The sequence below is a fragment of the Pseudomonas oplopanacis genome (genome assembly GCF_057128725.1).
Genome location: NZ_JBSKHV010000004.1, coordinates 113,322 through 127,597 on the forward strand (window position 1 = coordinate 113,322; position 14,276 = coordinate 127,597).

Below are 14,276 nucleotides of genomic sequence, written 5' to 3' on the forward strand. Positions count from 1 at the left end.
GACGCCACGGGCATCAGCGACGGTATATAACTATATTAATGGCATGAAGAATAAATCTAGAACTTTTTTGTCAAATTGCCACTATTTGTGTTCTAGCGATCTTCCTGGCGGCGACGCTCTACCAGCGGCACCAGGTAGACCGGCACCCGCGACAGCTGCAACACACGCGCTGCGGTCCTGCCCAAGGGCGTTTCTGCGCCAGCACCATGGCTGTGACTACCTACGATCAGCAAATCCACAGAGAGTTTCTGCGCCTGGTCGAGAATCACCTGCGACGGATCCCCCTGAAGGACACGCACCGCGCGGATTCGCGCCAGATCCTGCTCCCCTTCATCCCCCAGCTCTTCGCGAAAACTGTCGAGCACCCGCTGCTCGATATTGGCAATTACGGTACTCAGGCCCTGACTGTGAAACTCGTTCAAGGCCTGTTCATCGAGATAACTTTGAAGCACCGATTCGGCAAACAGCCCCATGGGCTCAACCGCGTGGACCACATACAAGTCGGCATTGAATGTCCGCGCCAGGGCCAAGGCATGTTGCATCACCAACGGTGCATATAGGCCAAGGTCAGTGGCATACAGCATCGACTGAATCATTAGGATCTCCTCGCAAGCCAACATGGCGGAGATTTGATTCAGCTTAGCAGTGCCTTGGCGAGTACGACGCTCTGCGTAACGCGTTGAACGGTGGGCTTAAACCTTTTGCTCGTTGCTTATGCCGTGCGGTACATGACCGGTGGCGACGACTTCGCGGGCCAATTCGCAATGGCCGGCCTGATCGTCGAAAAACACATCGGCGGCGAACGCTTCAAGAAACGCCGATTTGGTCAGGCCACCGAGAAACAGTGATTCGTCCAGGCGAATGTCCCATTCGCGCAACGTACGGATCACGCGCTCATGGGCCGGCGCAGAACGCGCTGTGACCAACGCGGTGCGGATCGGACAGTCGTCGTCGGGAAACTCACGCTGCAACAGATTGAGGGCCGCCAGGAAGCCTTTGAACGGCCCTCCGCGCAATGGCTCACGGGCGGCTTCACGTTCGCTGGCCTGAAACGCTTCCAGGCCACCCGACTGATAGACACGCTCCGACTCGTCGGAAAACAGCACCGCATCGCCGTCGAAGGCAATCCGCAATTCATCGCTGGCCGCGCGGCTGGCACCACCCGACAGAATGGTCGCCGCGGCGAAACCGGCCTCCAGTGCACTGCGCACGTCTTCGGCATGCGTCGACAGAAACAGGTCACAGCCAAAGGCCTTGAGATACGGATAAGGACTGCGCCCGCCGACAAACGCCGCGCGGGAAATCGCCAGGCCGTAGTGATGAATCGAGTTAAACACCCGCAACCCGGTGTCGGCGCTGTTGCGCGACACCAGGATCACCTCGACCCGGGCGCGGCCGAGAAGAGTATTGAGATTGAGGAGTTTCTGCACCAGCGGAAAGGCATCACCGGGCTCGAGGATTTCATCCTCGTGCTCGATCTGGTATTGCCGGTAAGCCTCGACGCCGCTCGACAGATACACCTTGTGGCTTTCGCTCAGGTCGAACAGTGCCCGCGAAGAAATCGCCAGCACCAGTTTGTCGTCGATAGTCTTGGCCATGCCCTTCCCCCGGATTGATCGACTCAGGTATTTCGTCGATCGATAAAACTCAAACTGCGATACAAGGCTTCGATCAGCGGCAATTCGCACCCTGCCGCTTTGGCCGCTGCCAAGGGCCGCGCGTAAATCGCCGCCAGTTCCAGCGGTCGCTTGTGCAGGAAATCGTGGTACATGCTCGGCCAATAGTCCGGCATTTTTTCGGTGACCATGAACAGATGGTCGGCGTAACCGGCCGGTATGTCGTGACCACAGGCGATTGCGCCCTGCACCACTTCGGCCATCAATGCCTTGATCAGTTCCCGGCTGTCAGCATCGGCCATCAATGGCGTGGTGCTGGCCCCCAACAGAACCGACAGACCGTTGTAGGGAACATTCCAGACCAGTTTTTGCCAACGTGCCTGTTGCAGGTCCGGCATGGCCTGGGAATCGATGCCGGCGCTGCGGAACAGTCCGGCGCCCTCTTCTACAATCGCCATGCGCGCCGCTTCATCAGCCGCGGGACCACTGTGATAGCCGATGTTGACGGCGCCGAGTGCCTGATGGGTAATTTCTCCAGGACCGGTGCGATGGACACAGATAAAACACAGCCCGCCGAGCAGGTGCAAAGAGTCAGGAAGCAACTCGCGCAGGCTGTCTTCGACGTCCAGGCCATTCTGCAACACCAGCACTTTGGCGTTCGCAGCAGCCGCCTGAATGATGGCAGGGGCCAGGTCGGCATTGCTGGTGGTTTTGGCGCCGACCAGCAACCAGTCGCAGGCGGGCATGTCTTGCGCGGACGAATAGGCCTGAACCGGGTTCAACGTCAGTGCGCCGTGCGCCGCACTGTCGAGTCGCAACCCGCGCTCGGCCACCGCTGAAAATTCACTGCGCAGCAAGAAGTGCACATCGAAGCCGGCACGCGCCAGCATCATCCCGTAGAACCCGCCGATTGCGCCGGTCCCGATCACACCGATTGTCGGCTTTGTAACTGCCCCCATCATGGCAACTCCTCTGCTGTTTTCATCAGCGCCCGTCCGACCGCTTCATTGAGTTCGGTACCGGTCAGGCGCGATTTTAATGCCCCGAAGAACTCACCGTCGCGCACTAAAAACAGCGCCGGCAAATGAAAAACCTGATAGCGCTCGACTACCCCGCCATTGTTCCCGGCATCGATCCAGCACAGCCGATCGACTGCCAGATCGAGCCTTGGCAATTGTTCACGGGCAAATCGGCAACTGGCGCAGCCGACACTGGTGAAAATCACCAGCGAAACGCCGGGCATCGCCAGCAGCCGTTGGTCGGCATCGAAATCGGTCAGTTCCAATTCGACCACTATACTGGGGGAAAGAATGTCAGATGGCCGACACAGGGAGTCCGTGTTCATGGGACGCTTTATTCCTCATCCTGACGATGTACCCGTCGAATTAACGTTGCTCACACATGAGTGCATCTCGCGACAGCGCTTGCACACTATCAGCCTCGGGGGCATGGCTTGCAATTATCACCGGGCCTGGCGCCACGGCACGGCGCTGGAAGTGCGTATGCCGACCCTGAACCCCGATTTGCGCTACCTGGGCTATGTGGCCTGGTGCCTGCGGCGCAAACGCGGCTACCTGGTGGGCATTGCCTTTGTCGACGAGCAGATGCTGTTCAGTGCCCGAATGGGCGAGCAAGTGTGCCAGATCGAACGCTATTGCCGCCTGCATGACGCGCACGACGACTTGCAGGGTATTCAGGCGCTGGCCCTCGAATGGGTCCAGGCGCATGCCGACGAGTTCTCTCACGACACCGTGCGCAAGGCATTTGCACAGGCAGTGCTGGATTAAACAGGTGTGTGCCCATTGTCGAGCAGGCGCCTAACGCGCTAAGGTTCGGGTCCCCGACGCGCTTAATTTGCTGTGCTCCGCCGCGCGGGTTCGCTGGCGGCCGGCACCCGTGACCTGACGAGTAAACGATGGCTGATTTACCGATCAACGACCTAAACGTCGCCTCCAACGAGACGCTGATCACTCCTGATCAGCTCAAGCGTGACATCCCCCTGAGCGACGCCGCCCTGCGCACCGTCACCAAGGGCCGCGAAGTCATTCGCAATATCCTGGATGGCACCGACCACCGCCTGTTCGTCGTCATCGGGCCTTGCTCGATCCACGACATCAAGGCTGCCCACGAATACGCCGAGCGCCTGAAGACGCTCGCCGCGGAAGTGTCCGATACCCTGTATCTGGTCATGCGTGTGTATTTCGAGAAGCCACGCACCACCGTCGGCTGGAAAGGCTTGATCAACGACCCGTACCTGGACGACTCGTTCAAGATCCAGGACGGCTTGCACATCGGACGCCAGTTGCTGCTGGACCTGGCCGAAATGGGCCTGCCGACCGCGACCGAAGCCCTCGACCCGATTTCCCCGCAGTATCTGCAGGACCTGATCAGTTGGTCGGCCATCGGCGCGCGCACCACCGAATCCCAGACTCACCGCGAAATGGCGTCCGGCCTGTCCTCGGCCGTCGGCTTCAAGAACGGCACCGACGGCGGCCTGACCGTGGCAATCAACGCACTGCAATCGGTTTCCAGCCCGCACCGCTTCCTGGGCATCAACCAGGAAGGTGGCGTGTCGATCGTCACCACCAAGGGCAACGCCTACGGCCACGTGGTACTGCGCGGTGGCAACGGCAAGCCGAACTATGATTCGGTCAGCGTCGCGCTCTGCGAGCAAGCGCTGAACAAGGCGAAGATCAAGCCGAACATCATGGTCGATTGCAGCCACGCCAACTCCAACAAGGACCCGGCCCTGCAACCGCTGGTGATGGAGAACGTCGCCAACCAGATCCTCGAAGGCAACCAGTCGATCATCGGCCTGATGGTCGAGAGCCACCTGAACTGGGGTTGCCAGGCCATCCCGAAAGACCTCGCCGACCTGCAATACGGCGTGTCGATCACCGACGCCTGCATCGATTGGTCCGCCACCGAAAACACCTTGCGCAGCATGCATGCCAAGCTCAAGGACGTGCTGCCCAAACGCGATCGCACCTGATCACCGTTTAGCGCACACAAAAACGCCAGGCTTAAACCTGGCGTTTTTTTATGCGTTCGTTTTGGTCACAGCTTGGCGGCGTGCCGCTGGTGACGCTCCATGTAGCGCTCAACGTAGGAGCACGATGGAATCACGGTGTAACCCATTTCATCAGCGTACTCCAACGCCTTCTCGGTCAATGCCGCAGCAATGCCGCGTCCCCGTAGAGCGTTAGGCACGAAGGTGCGATAGATATCCAGGGTCTGTTTTCCCAGATCCATATAGGTCAGGTAGGCACGATGACCGTCCACATTGGTCTCGAACTGATGACCAGCCTGGTCATGGTGGATGGACAACGCCTCGCTCATCACTACTCCTCGCGGGTCTTGAATTCTGACCCCTACCTTACCGATGTTTTTCCGGCGAAGGAACATCTACGCCACCCCGTGCCAATGGACACCGAGAAGAACAGCACCGATCTCGCGCAACCGAGCACGTATCAAATAGTAGGCACCATTGGCGAAAATGCTCAAGGTGCGCTCGTCATCATGCTCAGCCAGCGGGTGCTGCTCCGGGGTACGCAGGGACGGCTCGACCAACGGTCTTTGCGGGTCGGTAGCCTGAACATTGCCGGATATTGAGACATGAGACGAATCCGCTCTCTTAAAGTCACCTCTAGATGGATAAAGATTATGAGAGCCGCTGCGCAAATTTCGAACAGAAGTATGGACGTCTTCATCTAGCCAGACTTTAGCCAAGACTGAAAAAAAACCCGGTGAGTGCGCGGAACTTTTCTTTGGCGGCTCGCTCAGGCTCGGGCCTTGCAGCTGGATATTTTTTAAACAATGCAGTTAAAAGTTGCTCGAAAAAGAATCAACGCCTACAATTTTTTTTGCTTCTTGCTTTACGTCAGTTTACTTACGAGTAGTAATGAGTAGTATGTACGCCGGCTATTTCCTCACTCTGAGGAGACAGCTAACTTAATAGAAAGTCCTTGAAGGGGAACACGATGAACAACGTTCTGAAATTCTCTGCTCTGGCTCTGGCCGCAGTTCTGGCTACCGGTTGCAGCAGCGCATCGAAAGAAACCGAAGCACGTCTGACCGCTACTGAAGACGCAGCTGCTCGCTCCCAGGCTCGTGCAGACGAAGCTTACCGTAAAGCTGATGAAGCTCTGGCTGCTGCTCAAAAAGCACAACAGACTGCTGACGAAGCTAACGAGCGTGCTCTGCGCATGCTGGACAAAGCTAGCCGCAAGTAATAATCCCTCGGGATTGTTATTAAGCCGACCCATTTTTTGGGTCGGCTTTTTTATTGCCTGGTGTTTCCTTCCGGCAATAAAAAACCCGCCGACGCGGTGTGCGTCGGCGGGTTTTTTTCAGGCCTTACTGCAACGGATCGAGCGGCGCACTCGACACCATCGGCGCAGTGCCATTCGGCACCGCGATTTCCACTGGCAGGCCATCTTCAGCGGCGACTACGTCACGCACCACATCCCAGTTCATGCGCAGGTTGTTGGTGATGTCTTCACGCTTGAGCATCGCGTTGATCACTGAGGTGTGCTTGTCGACCACCGACGGGTTGCCATTGTCATCCAGCGGGGTATGCGCTTCGAGATACACCTTGCCGCCACTCACGCCAAACTTGTACGGGTCGTTGATGATCCGTACCGATGTGCCGACCGGCACCATTTTCGCCATTTCCAGCACGTTATTGTTGAACATGCGGAAGCAGCCGTGGCTGGTGCGCATGCCAATGCCGAATTTCTTGTTCGAGCCATGAATCAGGTAGCCCGGAGTGCCCAGGCTGAACTTGAACGGCCCCAGAGGGTTATCCGGGCCCGCTGGCACCACATTCGGCAGCGGATCACCATCGGCGGCGTGCTCGGCCTTGATCGACGCTGGAGGGGTCCAGGTCGGGTTCGGCGTTTTCGCGGTGATGGTGGTGTGGGCGATCGGTGAGCCCCAACCCTCACGACCAATCCCCAGCGGGAACGTGTACACCACGTTCTGGCCTTTGGGGTAGTAGTAGAGGCGGTACTCAGCCAGGTTGATCACGATGCCTTCGCGCGGGCCCGGTGGCAGGATGAAACGGGTCGGCAGAATGACTTCAGTACCGGCGCCCGGCAACCACGCATCGACACCCGGGTTGGCCGCGATCATTTCCGTGTAGCCCAGGTCGTAAGCGGTACCAAGGTCGGCGAAGGTATCTTCGTACTTGGCCTTGATCACCTGCACCTGGCCGATGATGTCTTCACCGGGCGGTGGCAGGGGAAACTCCAATGCTGCAGCTGGACCGGCCATACAAAGGGCGGCAAGAGACAGGCAGCGGGTGACGGCAGGAAAACGCGGCAACATCCGGAAAGTCCTTCGCATGATCGACAAGGGTATAAAAACGCGATTGTACACCGGCGCCTGGAATTTCGGGGAGTTGGCCGATAGCACGCTATCTTTTCGGCGTCAGAGCTCGAAACGCAGCTCTGGCCAGATCGGCGAGGTGCCGCGTTTTTGCGATTCCAGGATGGCCCGGCACAGCGAGCACAGGCGCTGGTCCTGGAAAACCCGACGATCGACACTCGACCAGCGCGGCTGTGCCGGCAGCAGGCTGCCACACAGGGTCCGGTCTGCCGAGCCGCCCAGCTCCAGTTGACGGGTAACCAGATGCACCCGCACTTCCTGGCAGGCGAACAGATCCAGCTGTTCGTCAGGCTCGATCAGTTGGTAGGCAAAAAGTGACCAGGCAGGACGCGGCATCGGGGGCTCCAAATCGGGGGCCGCCACCTTAGCCGAAAGCCTGCGCCTAGAAAAGGGTCATAACAGCGGTTTTAGCGTAGGCCAGACATTATCCAGCAACTTGTCCTGAGCCCCGGCCGCCGGGTGTATGCCGTCAGCCTGCATCAAGTCCGGATGACCGCCGACGCCGTCGAGGAAAAACGGCACCAGCGCGATGTTTTTCTCGGTGGCCAGCGTGCTGTAGACCCTGGCAAAGGCCTCGGTGTAACGAACGCCGTAATTGGGCGGCAGTTGCATGCCCAACAGCAGGACCTTGGCGCCGTTGTCCCGGGAGCTGTCGATCATCGACGCAAGGTTTTGTTGCAAATTAGCCGGGGGCATTCCACGCAGGCCGTCATTGCCGCCCAACTCGAGGATGACGAGCTCCGGCTTATGCTCTGCAAGCAGCGCAGGCAGGCGCGCCTGGCCTCCGGCACTGGTGTCGCCACTGATGGAGGCGTTGACCACTTTATCGTCGAAACCTTCGTGTTTGAGCCGTTGCTCGAGCAGCGAGACCCACCCCAACCGGGTATCCAGTCCGAAACCCGCGCTGATACTATCGCCAACGATCAGGACAGTACCCGCCGCTGCGTTCTGGGCCATGCACATCAAGGCCAGGCCAGCACTCAAAAACCACACACGCATCGGATTCTCCATGGGCGCAAGCATTCTCACCGCGAAGAACCTCAGCAAAGTGGTTCCCAGCGCGGAAGGTGAACTGACTATCCTGCACGAACTCAGCCTGGAACTGAACAAGGGCGACAGCCTGGCCATCGTCGGCGCCTCCGGTTCCGGCAAATCCACCCTCCTGGGCCTGCTCGCCGGGCTCGACCTGCCCAGCAGCGGCGAAGTCACCCTCGCCGGGCAAGGGTTGAGCACGCTTGATGAAGATCAACGCGCGCGCATTCGCGCCGAGCATGTCGGTTTTGTGTTCCAGTCCTTTCAGTTGCTCGACAGCCTCAATGCTTTGGAAAACGTCATGTTGCCGCTGGAACTCGATGGCCGCAAAGACGCCCGCGAACGTGCCACCGAGTTGCTGCAACGGGTCGGCCTGGGCCAGCGCCTGACCCATTCACCGCGCCAGCTCTCGGGGGGTGAACAGCAACGAGTAGCGATTGCCCGGGCGTTTGCCGCCGAACCCGATGTGCTGTTCGCCGACGAGCCCACCGGCAACCTCGACAGCCACACCGGGGAGCGCATCAGCGACCTGTTGTTCGAACTCAACCAGGAACGCGGCACGACGCTGGTACTGGTGACCCACGACGAACGCCTGGCACATCGTTGCCGGCGGCTGATCCGCCTTGAAGCCGGCCTGTTGGTCGCCCCTCTGGAGCCTTGATGGCACGCCTGCCGCTGTTGCGCCTGTTCAGTCTTGCCATCCGCCAACTGCTGCGCGATGCCCGCGCCGGCGAATTGCGCGTGCTGTTCTTCGCCTTGCTGGTGGCCGTGGCAGCGAGTACCGCCATCGGCTACTTCGGCGCCCGCCTGAACGGCGCCATGATGTTGCGCGCCACCGAATTTCTCGGCGCCGACCTGTTGCTCGAAGGCAGCTCACCGGCACGACCCGAACAAATCAAAAGCGGTACCGAACTGGGGCTTGAACACGCTCAAGTGGTGGAATTCTCCAGCGTCATCGCCACCGATAACGGCATTCAACTGTCCAGCATCAAAGCGGCCGATGATGTCTACCCACTGCGCGGCGAACTGAAAAGCACCCCGGCGCCCTTTGCGCAGGAAGAGCCCGGTGGCGGACCGAAACCCGGCGAGGCCTGGGTCGAGGCACGTCTGCTGACAGCGCTGGATCTGAAGATCGGCGACAGCATCGACGTCGGCATGAAAACCCTGAAACTGGCGCGCGTCCTGACCTACGAACCCGACCGGGCCGGCAACTTCTATAGCCTCACGCCACGGGTGCTGATCAACCTCAGCGACCTGGCCGCCACCGGTGTGGTGCAACCCGGAAGCCGGGTCAGCTACCGCGAACTCTGGCGCGGCAAAGCCGAGGCGCTGGAAACCTATCGCCAACTGATCAAGCCTGGCCTGGCCGCCAACCAGCGCCTGCAGGATGCCCGCGACGGCAATCGACAAATTGGCGGCGCGCTGGGCAAGGCCGAGCGTTACCTCAACATGGCGAGTCTGGTAGCGGTCCTGTTGTCCGGCGTGGCGGTAGCGCTGTCGGCCACGCGCTTCGCCACACGCCGATTCGATGCCAGCGCCCTGCTGCGGTGCCTGGGCCTGTCACGCCGGGAAACCATGGTGCTGTTCAGTTTGCAGCTGACGGTACTCGGGCTGCTCGCCAGCCTCAGCGGCGCCCTCCTCGGCTGGCTGGCACAGCTTGGGCTGTTTGCGTTGCTGCATGATTTGCTGCCGACCGACGTGCCGCCGGGTGGCCTGCTGCCGGCCATCGCCGGGATCGGCACCGGGCTGGTGGCACTGGCCGGATTTGCCCTGCCACCGCTGGCCGCGCTCGGTCGCGTGCCACCCTTGCGCGTGCTGCGCCGGGACATGTTGCCGATTCCATCCAGCACCTGGATGGTCTATGGCGCCGCGTTGGGCGCCCTCGGCCTGATCATGTGGCGCCTGAGCCTCGATCTGGTCCTGACCTTCGCCCTGCTCGGCGGCGGTGTAATCGCCGCGCTGGTCCTCGGGGGCTTGCTCTTGCTGCTGCTCAACAGCCTGCGCCGGCTGCTGGCCCGCGCTTCGCTGCCCTGGCGCCTCGGACTGGGCCAGTTGCTGCGCCACCCACTGGCCGCAGCGGGACAAGCCTTGGCCTTCGGCCTGATTCTGCTGTCCATGGCATTGATCGCGTTGCTGAGGGGCGAGTTACTGGACACCTGGCAGAACCAGTTGCCGAAAAACGCGCCGAATTATTTTGCTCTGAACATCCTGCCCGCGGACAAACAGGCCTTTACGGATCGCCTGATTCAACTGTCGGCGCAATCCGCGCCGCTCTACCCGGTAGTGCCGGGTCGACTCATCAGCATCAATGGCGAGCCGGTGCAGGACATCGTCAGCAAGGATTCGGCAGGGGATCGAGCGATCCAGCGCGACCTGAGCCTGACCTGGGCGGCGGACTTGCCGGTGGGCAACAAACTCACGGCAGGCAACTGGTGGACCGAGCAGGCACCCGACGAGGTTCCCGGTGTATCGGTCGAAGGCAAAGTGGCCGAAAGCCTGAAGCTCAAGCTCGGCGATCACCTGGTGTTTACCGTGGGCGGGGTCAATCGTGAAGCGAAGGTCACCAGCCTGCGAGAGATCAACTGGGACAACTTCCAGCCGAACTTCTTCATGATCTTCCAGCCCGGCACCTTGAAAGATTTGCCGGCGACTTATCTGACCAGTTTCTATCTGGCGGCCGGTCACGATCAGCAGATTGTCGACCTCTCGCGCAGTTTCCCGGCTGTGACCATTCTGCAAGTCGAAGCCTTGTTGGAACAGCTGCGCAGCATCCTCGCCCAGGTCACGCTGGCGGTGGAATATGTGCTGTTGTTTGTATTGGCGGCGGGGATGGCGGTGTTGTTTTCCGGACTGCAAGCGACGCTCGATGAACGCATTCGCCAAGGCGCCCTGTTGCGCGCGCTGGGGGCCGAACGGCAGTTGCTGGTGAAGGCCCGGCGGATCGAATTCGGTTTGCTCGGTGCCGTCAGCGGTTTGTTGGCGGCCCTGGGCTCGGAACTGGTGAGCCTGGTGCTTTACCGCTACGCCTTCGACCTGCCGTGGCACCCGCATCCATGGTTGCTGGTGCTGCCGGTGATCGGTGCGGTGCTGATTGGCGGCGCCGGTGTGTTTGGTACGCGCCGTGCGTTGAACGCCAGCCCCCTGACAGTGTTGCGTGAGGGTTGATAGACTCGAACCTTGCCCATTACAAGAAGTAGCCATGAGCCGTTATCGTCCCCCCCGCCCCGCTGGCACCGCGCTGATCACCCCCGAAGGTGAAGCGCGGATGCGGGCCGAGTTTCATGAGCTTTGGCATGTACGGCGACCGCAAGTGACGCAGTCGGTAAGCGAGGCCGCGGCGCAGGGTGATCGTTCCGAGAATGCGGAATACACCTACGGCAAAAAAATGCTGCGTGAAATCGACAGCCGTGTGCGCTTTCTCACCAAACGTCTGGAAGCGTTGAAGGTGGTCAGCGAAAAGCCCAGCGATCCGAACAAGGTCTATTTTGGCGCCTGGGTCACCATTGAAGACGAAGACGGCAAAGAGTCGCGCTATCGCATTGTCGGGCCGGATGAACTGGACCTGAAGCAGGGGTTGATCAGCATCGACTCACCCCTTGCCCGCGCGCTGATCGGCAAGGCGCTGGACGCCGAAGTTCGGGTCCAGACGCCGACCGGTGAGCAATGCGTGTACATCGTGGCGATCGAGTATCCGTGAGCCTTAGCGCCGGGTAATCAGCCCCTGCCGGGCAACGCGGGTCAGTTGTTTGATCACTTCCGGCGCGTCTTCGAGGCTCGGTGATTGAATCACCGCAAGGTCAAAACTATCGCTGGCAAATCGAGCCAGTGATTCGCCGTCTTCGACAAACTGGATCAGGAACGCTGCAGGCCCGCCGGTACGACGTGGCCAGCCATCGAGGTAACGCAGCAGCGTCGGCTGATGTTTACCGCCAAGCAGGATTTTTGGATTGCGCTGGGTGAGATGTGCCGTGATCGGCGCGGGACGTACTACGGGGCTAAGTGCGTTCATCAAGTCGTGTCTCTGCCTCAAAATTCTGCATGGCAGGTGAGAGGCAACACCGAACCAGCGCTTTAGCGGTATTTCGAAGCCTGTTTCAAGCTTCTATCGGCAACTGGATGAGTTACCTGGCGCCCCGCAAGTAGCTGTTTAAATCGGCGCATGGGCAACATCCTAGAGAAGCTGACCGGACAGTGTCAAGAATGACGCGCAACAAAAAAGGCCCGCGCAATGCGGGCCTTTTCGTTGAGCCAGAGCGGTCAGTCGGTAATGGCGCGGTCCAGCGACAGCTTGCCGGCACCTTCGATCAATACCGCGATGCTACCACCCAGCAAGGCCAGGGCGAATTCATAGCCGTTGTTGGCCATGAACAAGCCGTTATGGATGTGCACCGAGAAAATCGCGACCAGCGAGAGGAAGGTCAGGCCCAGTGCTGCCGGACGTGTCAGCAGACCGATGATCAACGCCAGGCCACCGAAGAACTCGGTACCACCGGCCAGAATCGCCATCAGGTGACCGGGTGCCAGACCGAGGCTTTCCATGTACTGCGCGGTGCCAGCAATGCCGTAGCCACCAAACATCCCGAAGAGTTTCTGTGCGCCATGAGCGGCGAAGATGACCCCTACGACAATCCGTATCGCGGTCAGGCCGAAACCGGCGCGGGTAAACAGTACCTTGTTGATCAGTGAGCTCATGCTATGTCATCCATTGTGAGTGCGTGTTCGTTGGGCGCCATATTAATCGATAAAACAAATGTAAAAAGCGCAATAATTGCGACATAACAATCAGTTTAGTCGATTATTTACGAGAGACCACTTTTTGTCCCTGCGGCTCCAATGACTCCCTCTCACGATCGAACGCCAGGTAATACTTGTTCACGCTATTAACATAGCTGACGGGGCCCATCCCCACCTGTTCCATGGCAATGCGCTCGACCTGGAAAAACCACTGGTTGGGATTCAGGCCACGTCGCCGGGCTTCGGCGCGCATGCCCTGAACCCGCTCCGGGCCGATGTTGTAGGCCGCCAGCACGAACGCCATGCGCTCACGTTCGTTGAGCTTGGGGCTGGCGAAGAACTTGCGGCGGATCATGGCCAGGTACTTGGCCCCAGCCTGCACGTTGGCGTCAAGGTCCTGAATGTTGTTGACCCCCACCCGCTGGGCGGCAGACGGGGTGATTTGCATCAGGCCGGTGGGGCCACCACCGTTGCGGGCGTTGGGTTGCAGCGCCGACTCCTTGAACGCCAGCGCCGCCAGGTTCAACCAGTCCATGCCTTGGGCATCGGCGTGCTTCTGCAGCACCGGTCGCAGTTTTTCCAGGCGCTGACGGTCGGCCTTGGCCAGTGGATAGTGCACTTGGTACAGCCGGCGATAGATCCGCAGAAACGCCACGTCCTGGTCCGACGGCTTCTTGTACGTCGTTAGAAAACGATCGATGCTCGCCCGCAGCATCGAGGCATCGCGGCGCACAAACCAGAACTCTTCGCCCGGCTCGCTGATCAACAGCTGCTTGTCGAAGCGCAATTTGGGCAGGATCTTGCCCCAGCGCTCGGCAATCGGTTGCTCGACGATGGTCAGGTGAAAGATCCCGCCCTGAACCATTTCCAGCACGTCTTCGACGGCCAGGCTGGGATCGACCCACTCGATCTTTATCGGTGCCAACTTGTGCAGGGCGAGTTTTGAATTGAGCTGGCTCACGGCATCGCCGGCCGCGCTGCCGGTGGGCAACGCCAGGGTCTTGCCCGCGAGTTGTTCGACCCGCGTGTAACGCCGCTCGCCCTTGATCCCAACCAGCACCAACGGGATGTTGCTGGCGATCGGTTCGCTGCTGCTGACTGCGTGGCCAGGCTGCAAATCGAGCAACTCCCCGGGCGCGACCAGATCCCCTTCCCCGCGCTGCAACGCGCCGAGCAGTTGATCCTTGGCTTTGGGGATGATCTTGAGGGTGACTTCCTGACCGTCGCGGGCGTGGCCATTGAGGTACTGCTCGAAGGCGCGCAAGCGGTGGTATTCGACGCCGATGGCCTGACCCTGGACTTCACCGGAGCTGTTGCGGCTCTGATTGACCAGCACTCGCAACACGCGGCTGCTGCGAATTTCCGCCAGGTCGCGCACCTTGGCCGCCGGCACGGCTTGCAGCGGTCCGGCCAGACGCGCGACCGCCGGCATCGGCAGCAGCAACGAACAGCACAGCAGTAGCAAAATCGAGGGACGTGTCATCCACTCTCCGGAAAGAATACTGG

The 14,276-nt window shown here is 60.1% G+C and carries 18 protein-coding genes; 7 read left to right on the forward strand and 11 right to left on the reverse strand.

Annotated features, from left to right (window positions below; genetic code table 11):
- Positions 1–92: 92 nt before the first annotated feature.
- From ACWKV5_RS10830 to ACWKV5_RS10845, 4 genes are all read right to left on the reverse strand, one after another.
- Complete coding sequence (locus tag ACWKV5_RS10830) at positions 93–596, reverse strand: universal stress protein (RefSeq protein ID WP_123432642.1); 504 nt, start codon at positions 594–596, stop codon at positions 93–95.
- Positions 597–692: 96 nt separating this feature from the next.
- The gene (locus ACWKV5_RS10835) at positions 693–1,598 is read right to left on the reverse strand and encodes a 5'-nucleotidase (protein ID WP_123432643.1); all 906 of its coding nucleotides are present in this window, start codon (positions 1,596–1,598) and stop codon (positions 693–695) included.
- Positions 1,599–1,621: 23 nt separating this feature from the next.
- On the reverse strand, positions 1,622–2,578 hold the full coding sequence (locus ACWKV5_RS10840) for a putative 2-dehydropantoate 2-reductase (protein ID WP_483841262.1): 957 nt from the start codon (positions 2,576–2,578) through the stop codon (positions 1,622–1,624).
- A complete protein-coding gene (locus ACWKV5_RS10845) occupies positions 2,575–2,961 on the reverse strand; it encodes a thioredoxin family protein (protein ID WP_483841263.1) in 387 nt (128 codons plus the stop codon). The genes ACWKV5_RS10840 and ACWKV5_RS10845 overlap by 4 nt, the downstream gene beginning before the upstream one ends.
- Between ACWKV5_RS10845 and ACWKV5_RS10850 the strand changes: the two genes are divergently transcribed.
- Both ACWKV5_RS10850 and ACWKV5_RS10855 read left to right on the forward strand, forming a co-directional pair.
- Positions 2,960–3,403, forward strand: a complete 444-nt coding sequence (locus ACWKV5_RS10850) for a PilZ domain-containing protein (RefSeq protein WP_140670892.1) — start codon at positions 2,960–2,962, stop codon at positions 3,401–3,403. The genes ACWKV5_RS10845 and ACWKV5_RS10850 overlap by 2 nt on opposite strands.
- 128 nt (positions 3,404–3,531) lie before the next feature.
- On the forward strand, positions 3,532–4,608 hold the full coding sequence (locus tag ACWKV5_RS10855; RefSeq protein ID WP_123432647.1) for a 3-deoxy-7-phosphoheptulonate synthase: 1,077 nt from the start codon (positions 3,532–3,534) through the stop codon (positions 4,606–4,608).
- Positions 4,609–4,673: 65 nt separating this feature from the next.
- Here ACWKV5_RS10855 and ACWKV5_RS10860 read toward each other — a convergent pair whose 3' ends face one another.
- The gene (locus ACWKV5_RS10860) at positions 4,674–4,955 is read right to left on the reverse strand and encodes a GNAT family N-acetyltransferase (protein WP_027925705.1); all 282 of its coding nucleotides are present in this window, start codon (positions 4,953–4,955) and stop codon (positions 4,674–4,676) included.
- Here ACWKV5_RS10860 and ACWKV5_RS10865 point away from each other — a divergent pair.
- Positions 4,887–5,228: a hypothetical protein gene (locus ACWKV5_RS10865; protein ID WP_483841464.1), complete on the forward strand. Its 342-nt coding sequence runs from the start codon at positions 4,887–4,889 to the stop codon at positions 5,226–5,228. The two genes, ACWKV5_RS10860 and ACWKV5_RS10865, sit on opposite strands and share 69 nt — an antisense overlap.
- 368 nt (positions 5,229–5,596) lie before the next feature.
- Positions 5,597–5,848 carry an outer membrane lipoprotei OprI gene (oprI, locus tag ACWKV5_RS10870; RefSeq protein ID WP_003199355.1) on the forward strand — a complete coding sequence of 84 codons (252 nt, stop codon included), beginning with the start codon at positions 5,597–5,599 and terminating at the stop codon, positions 5,846–5,848.
- A 124-nt stretch (positions 5,849–5,972) separates the two neighbouring features.
- Here oprI and ACWKV5_RS10875 read toward each other — a convergent pair whose 3' ends face one another.
- The 3 genes from ACWKV5_RS10875 to ACWKV5_RS10885 all read right to left on the reverse strand — a co-directional run bounded on the left by ACWKV5_RS10875 (position 5,973) and on the right by ACWKV5_RS10885 (position 8,003).
- Positions 5,973–6,944: a L,D-transpeptidase family protein gene (locus tag ACWKV5_RS10875; RefSeq protein ID WP_483841264.1), complete on the reverse strand. Its 972-nt coding sequence runs from the start codon at positions 6,942–6,944 to the stop codon at positions 5,973–5,975.
- 102 nt (positions 6,945–7,046) lie between these two features.
- Positions 7,047–7,340 carry a hypothetical protein gene (locus ACWKV5_RS10880; RefSeq protein ID WP_003226812.1) on the reverse strand — a complete coding sequence of 98 codons (294 nt, stop codon included), beginning with the start codon at positions 7,338–7,340 and terminating at the stop codon, positions 7,047–7,049.
- Between the two features lie 57 nt (positions 7,341–7,397).
- The gene (locus ACWKV5_RS10885; protein WP_483841265.1) at positions 7,398–8,003 is read right to left on the reverse strand and encodes an arylesterase; all 606 of its coding nucleotides are present in this window, start codon (positions 8,001–8,003) and stop codon (positions 7,398–7,400) included.
- Between the two features lie 10 nt (positions 8,004–8,013).
- Between ACWKV5_RS10885 and ACWKV5_RS10890 the strand changes: the two genes are divergently transcribed.
- The 3 genes from ACWKV5_RS10890 to greB are packed head-to-tail and all read left to right on the forward strand — an operon-like array spanning position 8,014 to position 11,733.
- Positions 8,014–8,697, forward strand: a complete 684-nt coding sequence (locus ACWKV5_RS10890) for an ABC transporter ATP-binding protein (RefSeq protein ID WP_007943616.1) — start codon at positions 8,014–8,016, stop codon at positions 8,695–8,697.
- Entirely contained in the window at positions 8,697–11,201 is a 2,505-nt protein-coding gene (locus ACWKV5_RS10895) for an ABC transporter permease (RefSeq protein WP_483841266.1), read from the forward strand. Before ACWKV5_RS10890 ends, ACWKV5_RS10895 begins: the two co-directional genes overlap by 1 nt.
- Positions 11,202–11,235: 34 nt before the next feature.
- Positions 11,236–11,733, forward strand: coding sequence for a transcription elongation factor GreB (gene greB, locus ACWKV5_RS10900; RefSeq protein ID WP_483841267.1), 498 nt, complete (start codon positions 11,236–11,238; stop codon positions 11,731–11,733).
- A gap of 3 nt (positions 11,734–11,736) precedes the next feature.
- Here greB and ACWKV5_RS10905 read toward each other — a convergent pair whose 3' ends face one another.
- From ACWKV5_RS10905 to ACWKV5_RS10915, 3 genes are all read right to left on the reverse strand, one after another.
- Positions 11,737–12,045 carry a hypothetical protein gene (locus ACWKV5_RS10905; protein ID WP_027925699.1) on the reverse strand — a complete coding sequence of 103 codons (309 nt, stop codon included), beginning with the start codon at positions 12,043–12,045 and terminating at the stop codon, positions 11,737–11,739.
- 248 nt (positions 12,046–12,293) lie between these two features.
- The gene (locus ACWKV5_RS10910; RefSeq protein WP_123432655.1) at positions 12,294–12,728 is read right to left on the reverse strand and encodes a DoxX family protein; all 435 of its coding nucleotides are present in this window, start codon (positions 12,726–12,728) and stop codon (positions 12,294–12,296) included.
- 103 nt (positions 12,729–12,831) lie between these two features.
- Positions 12,832–14,253, reverse strand: a complete 1,422-nt coding sequence (locus tag ACWKV5_RS10915; protein ID WP_483841268.1) for an MltF family protein — start codon at positions 14,251–14,253, stop codon at positions 12,832–12,834.
- Between the last annotated feature and the right edge of the window lie 23 nt (positions 14,254–14,276).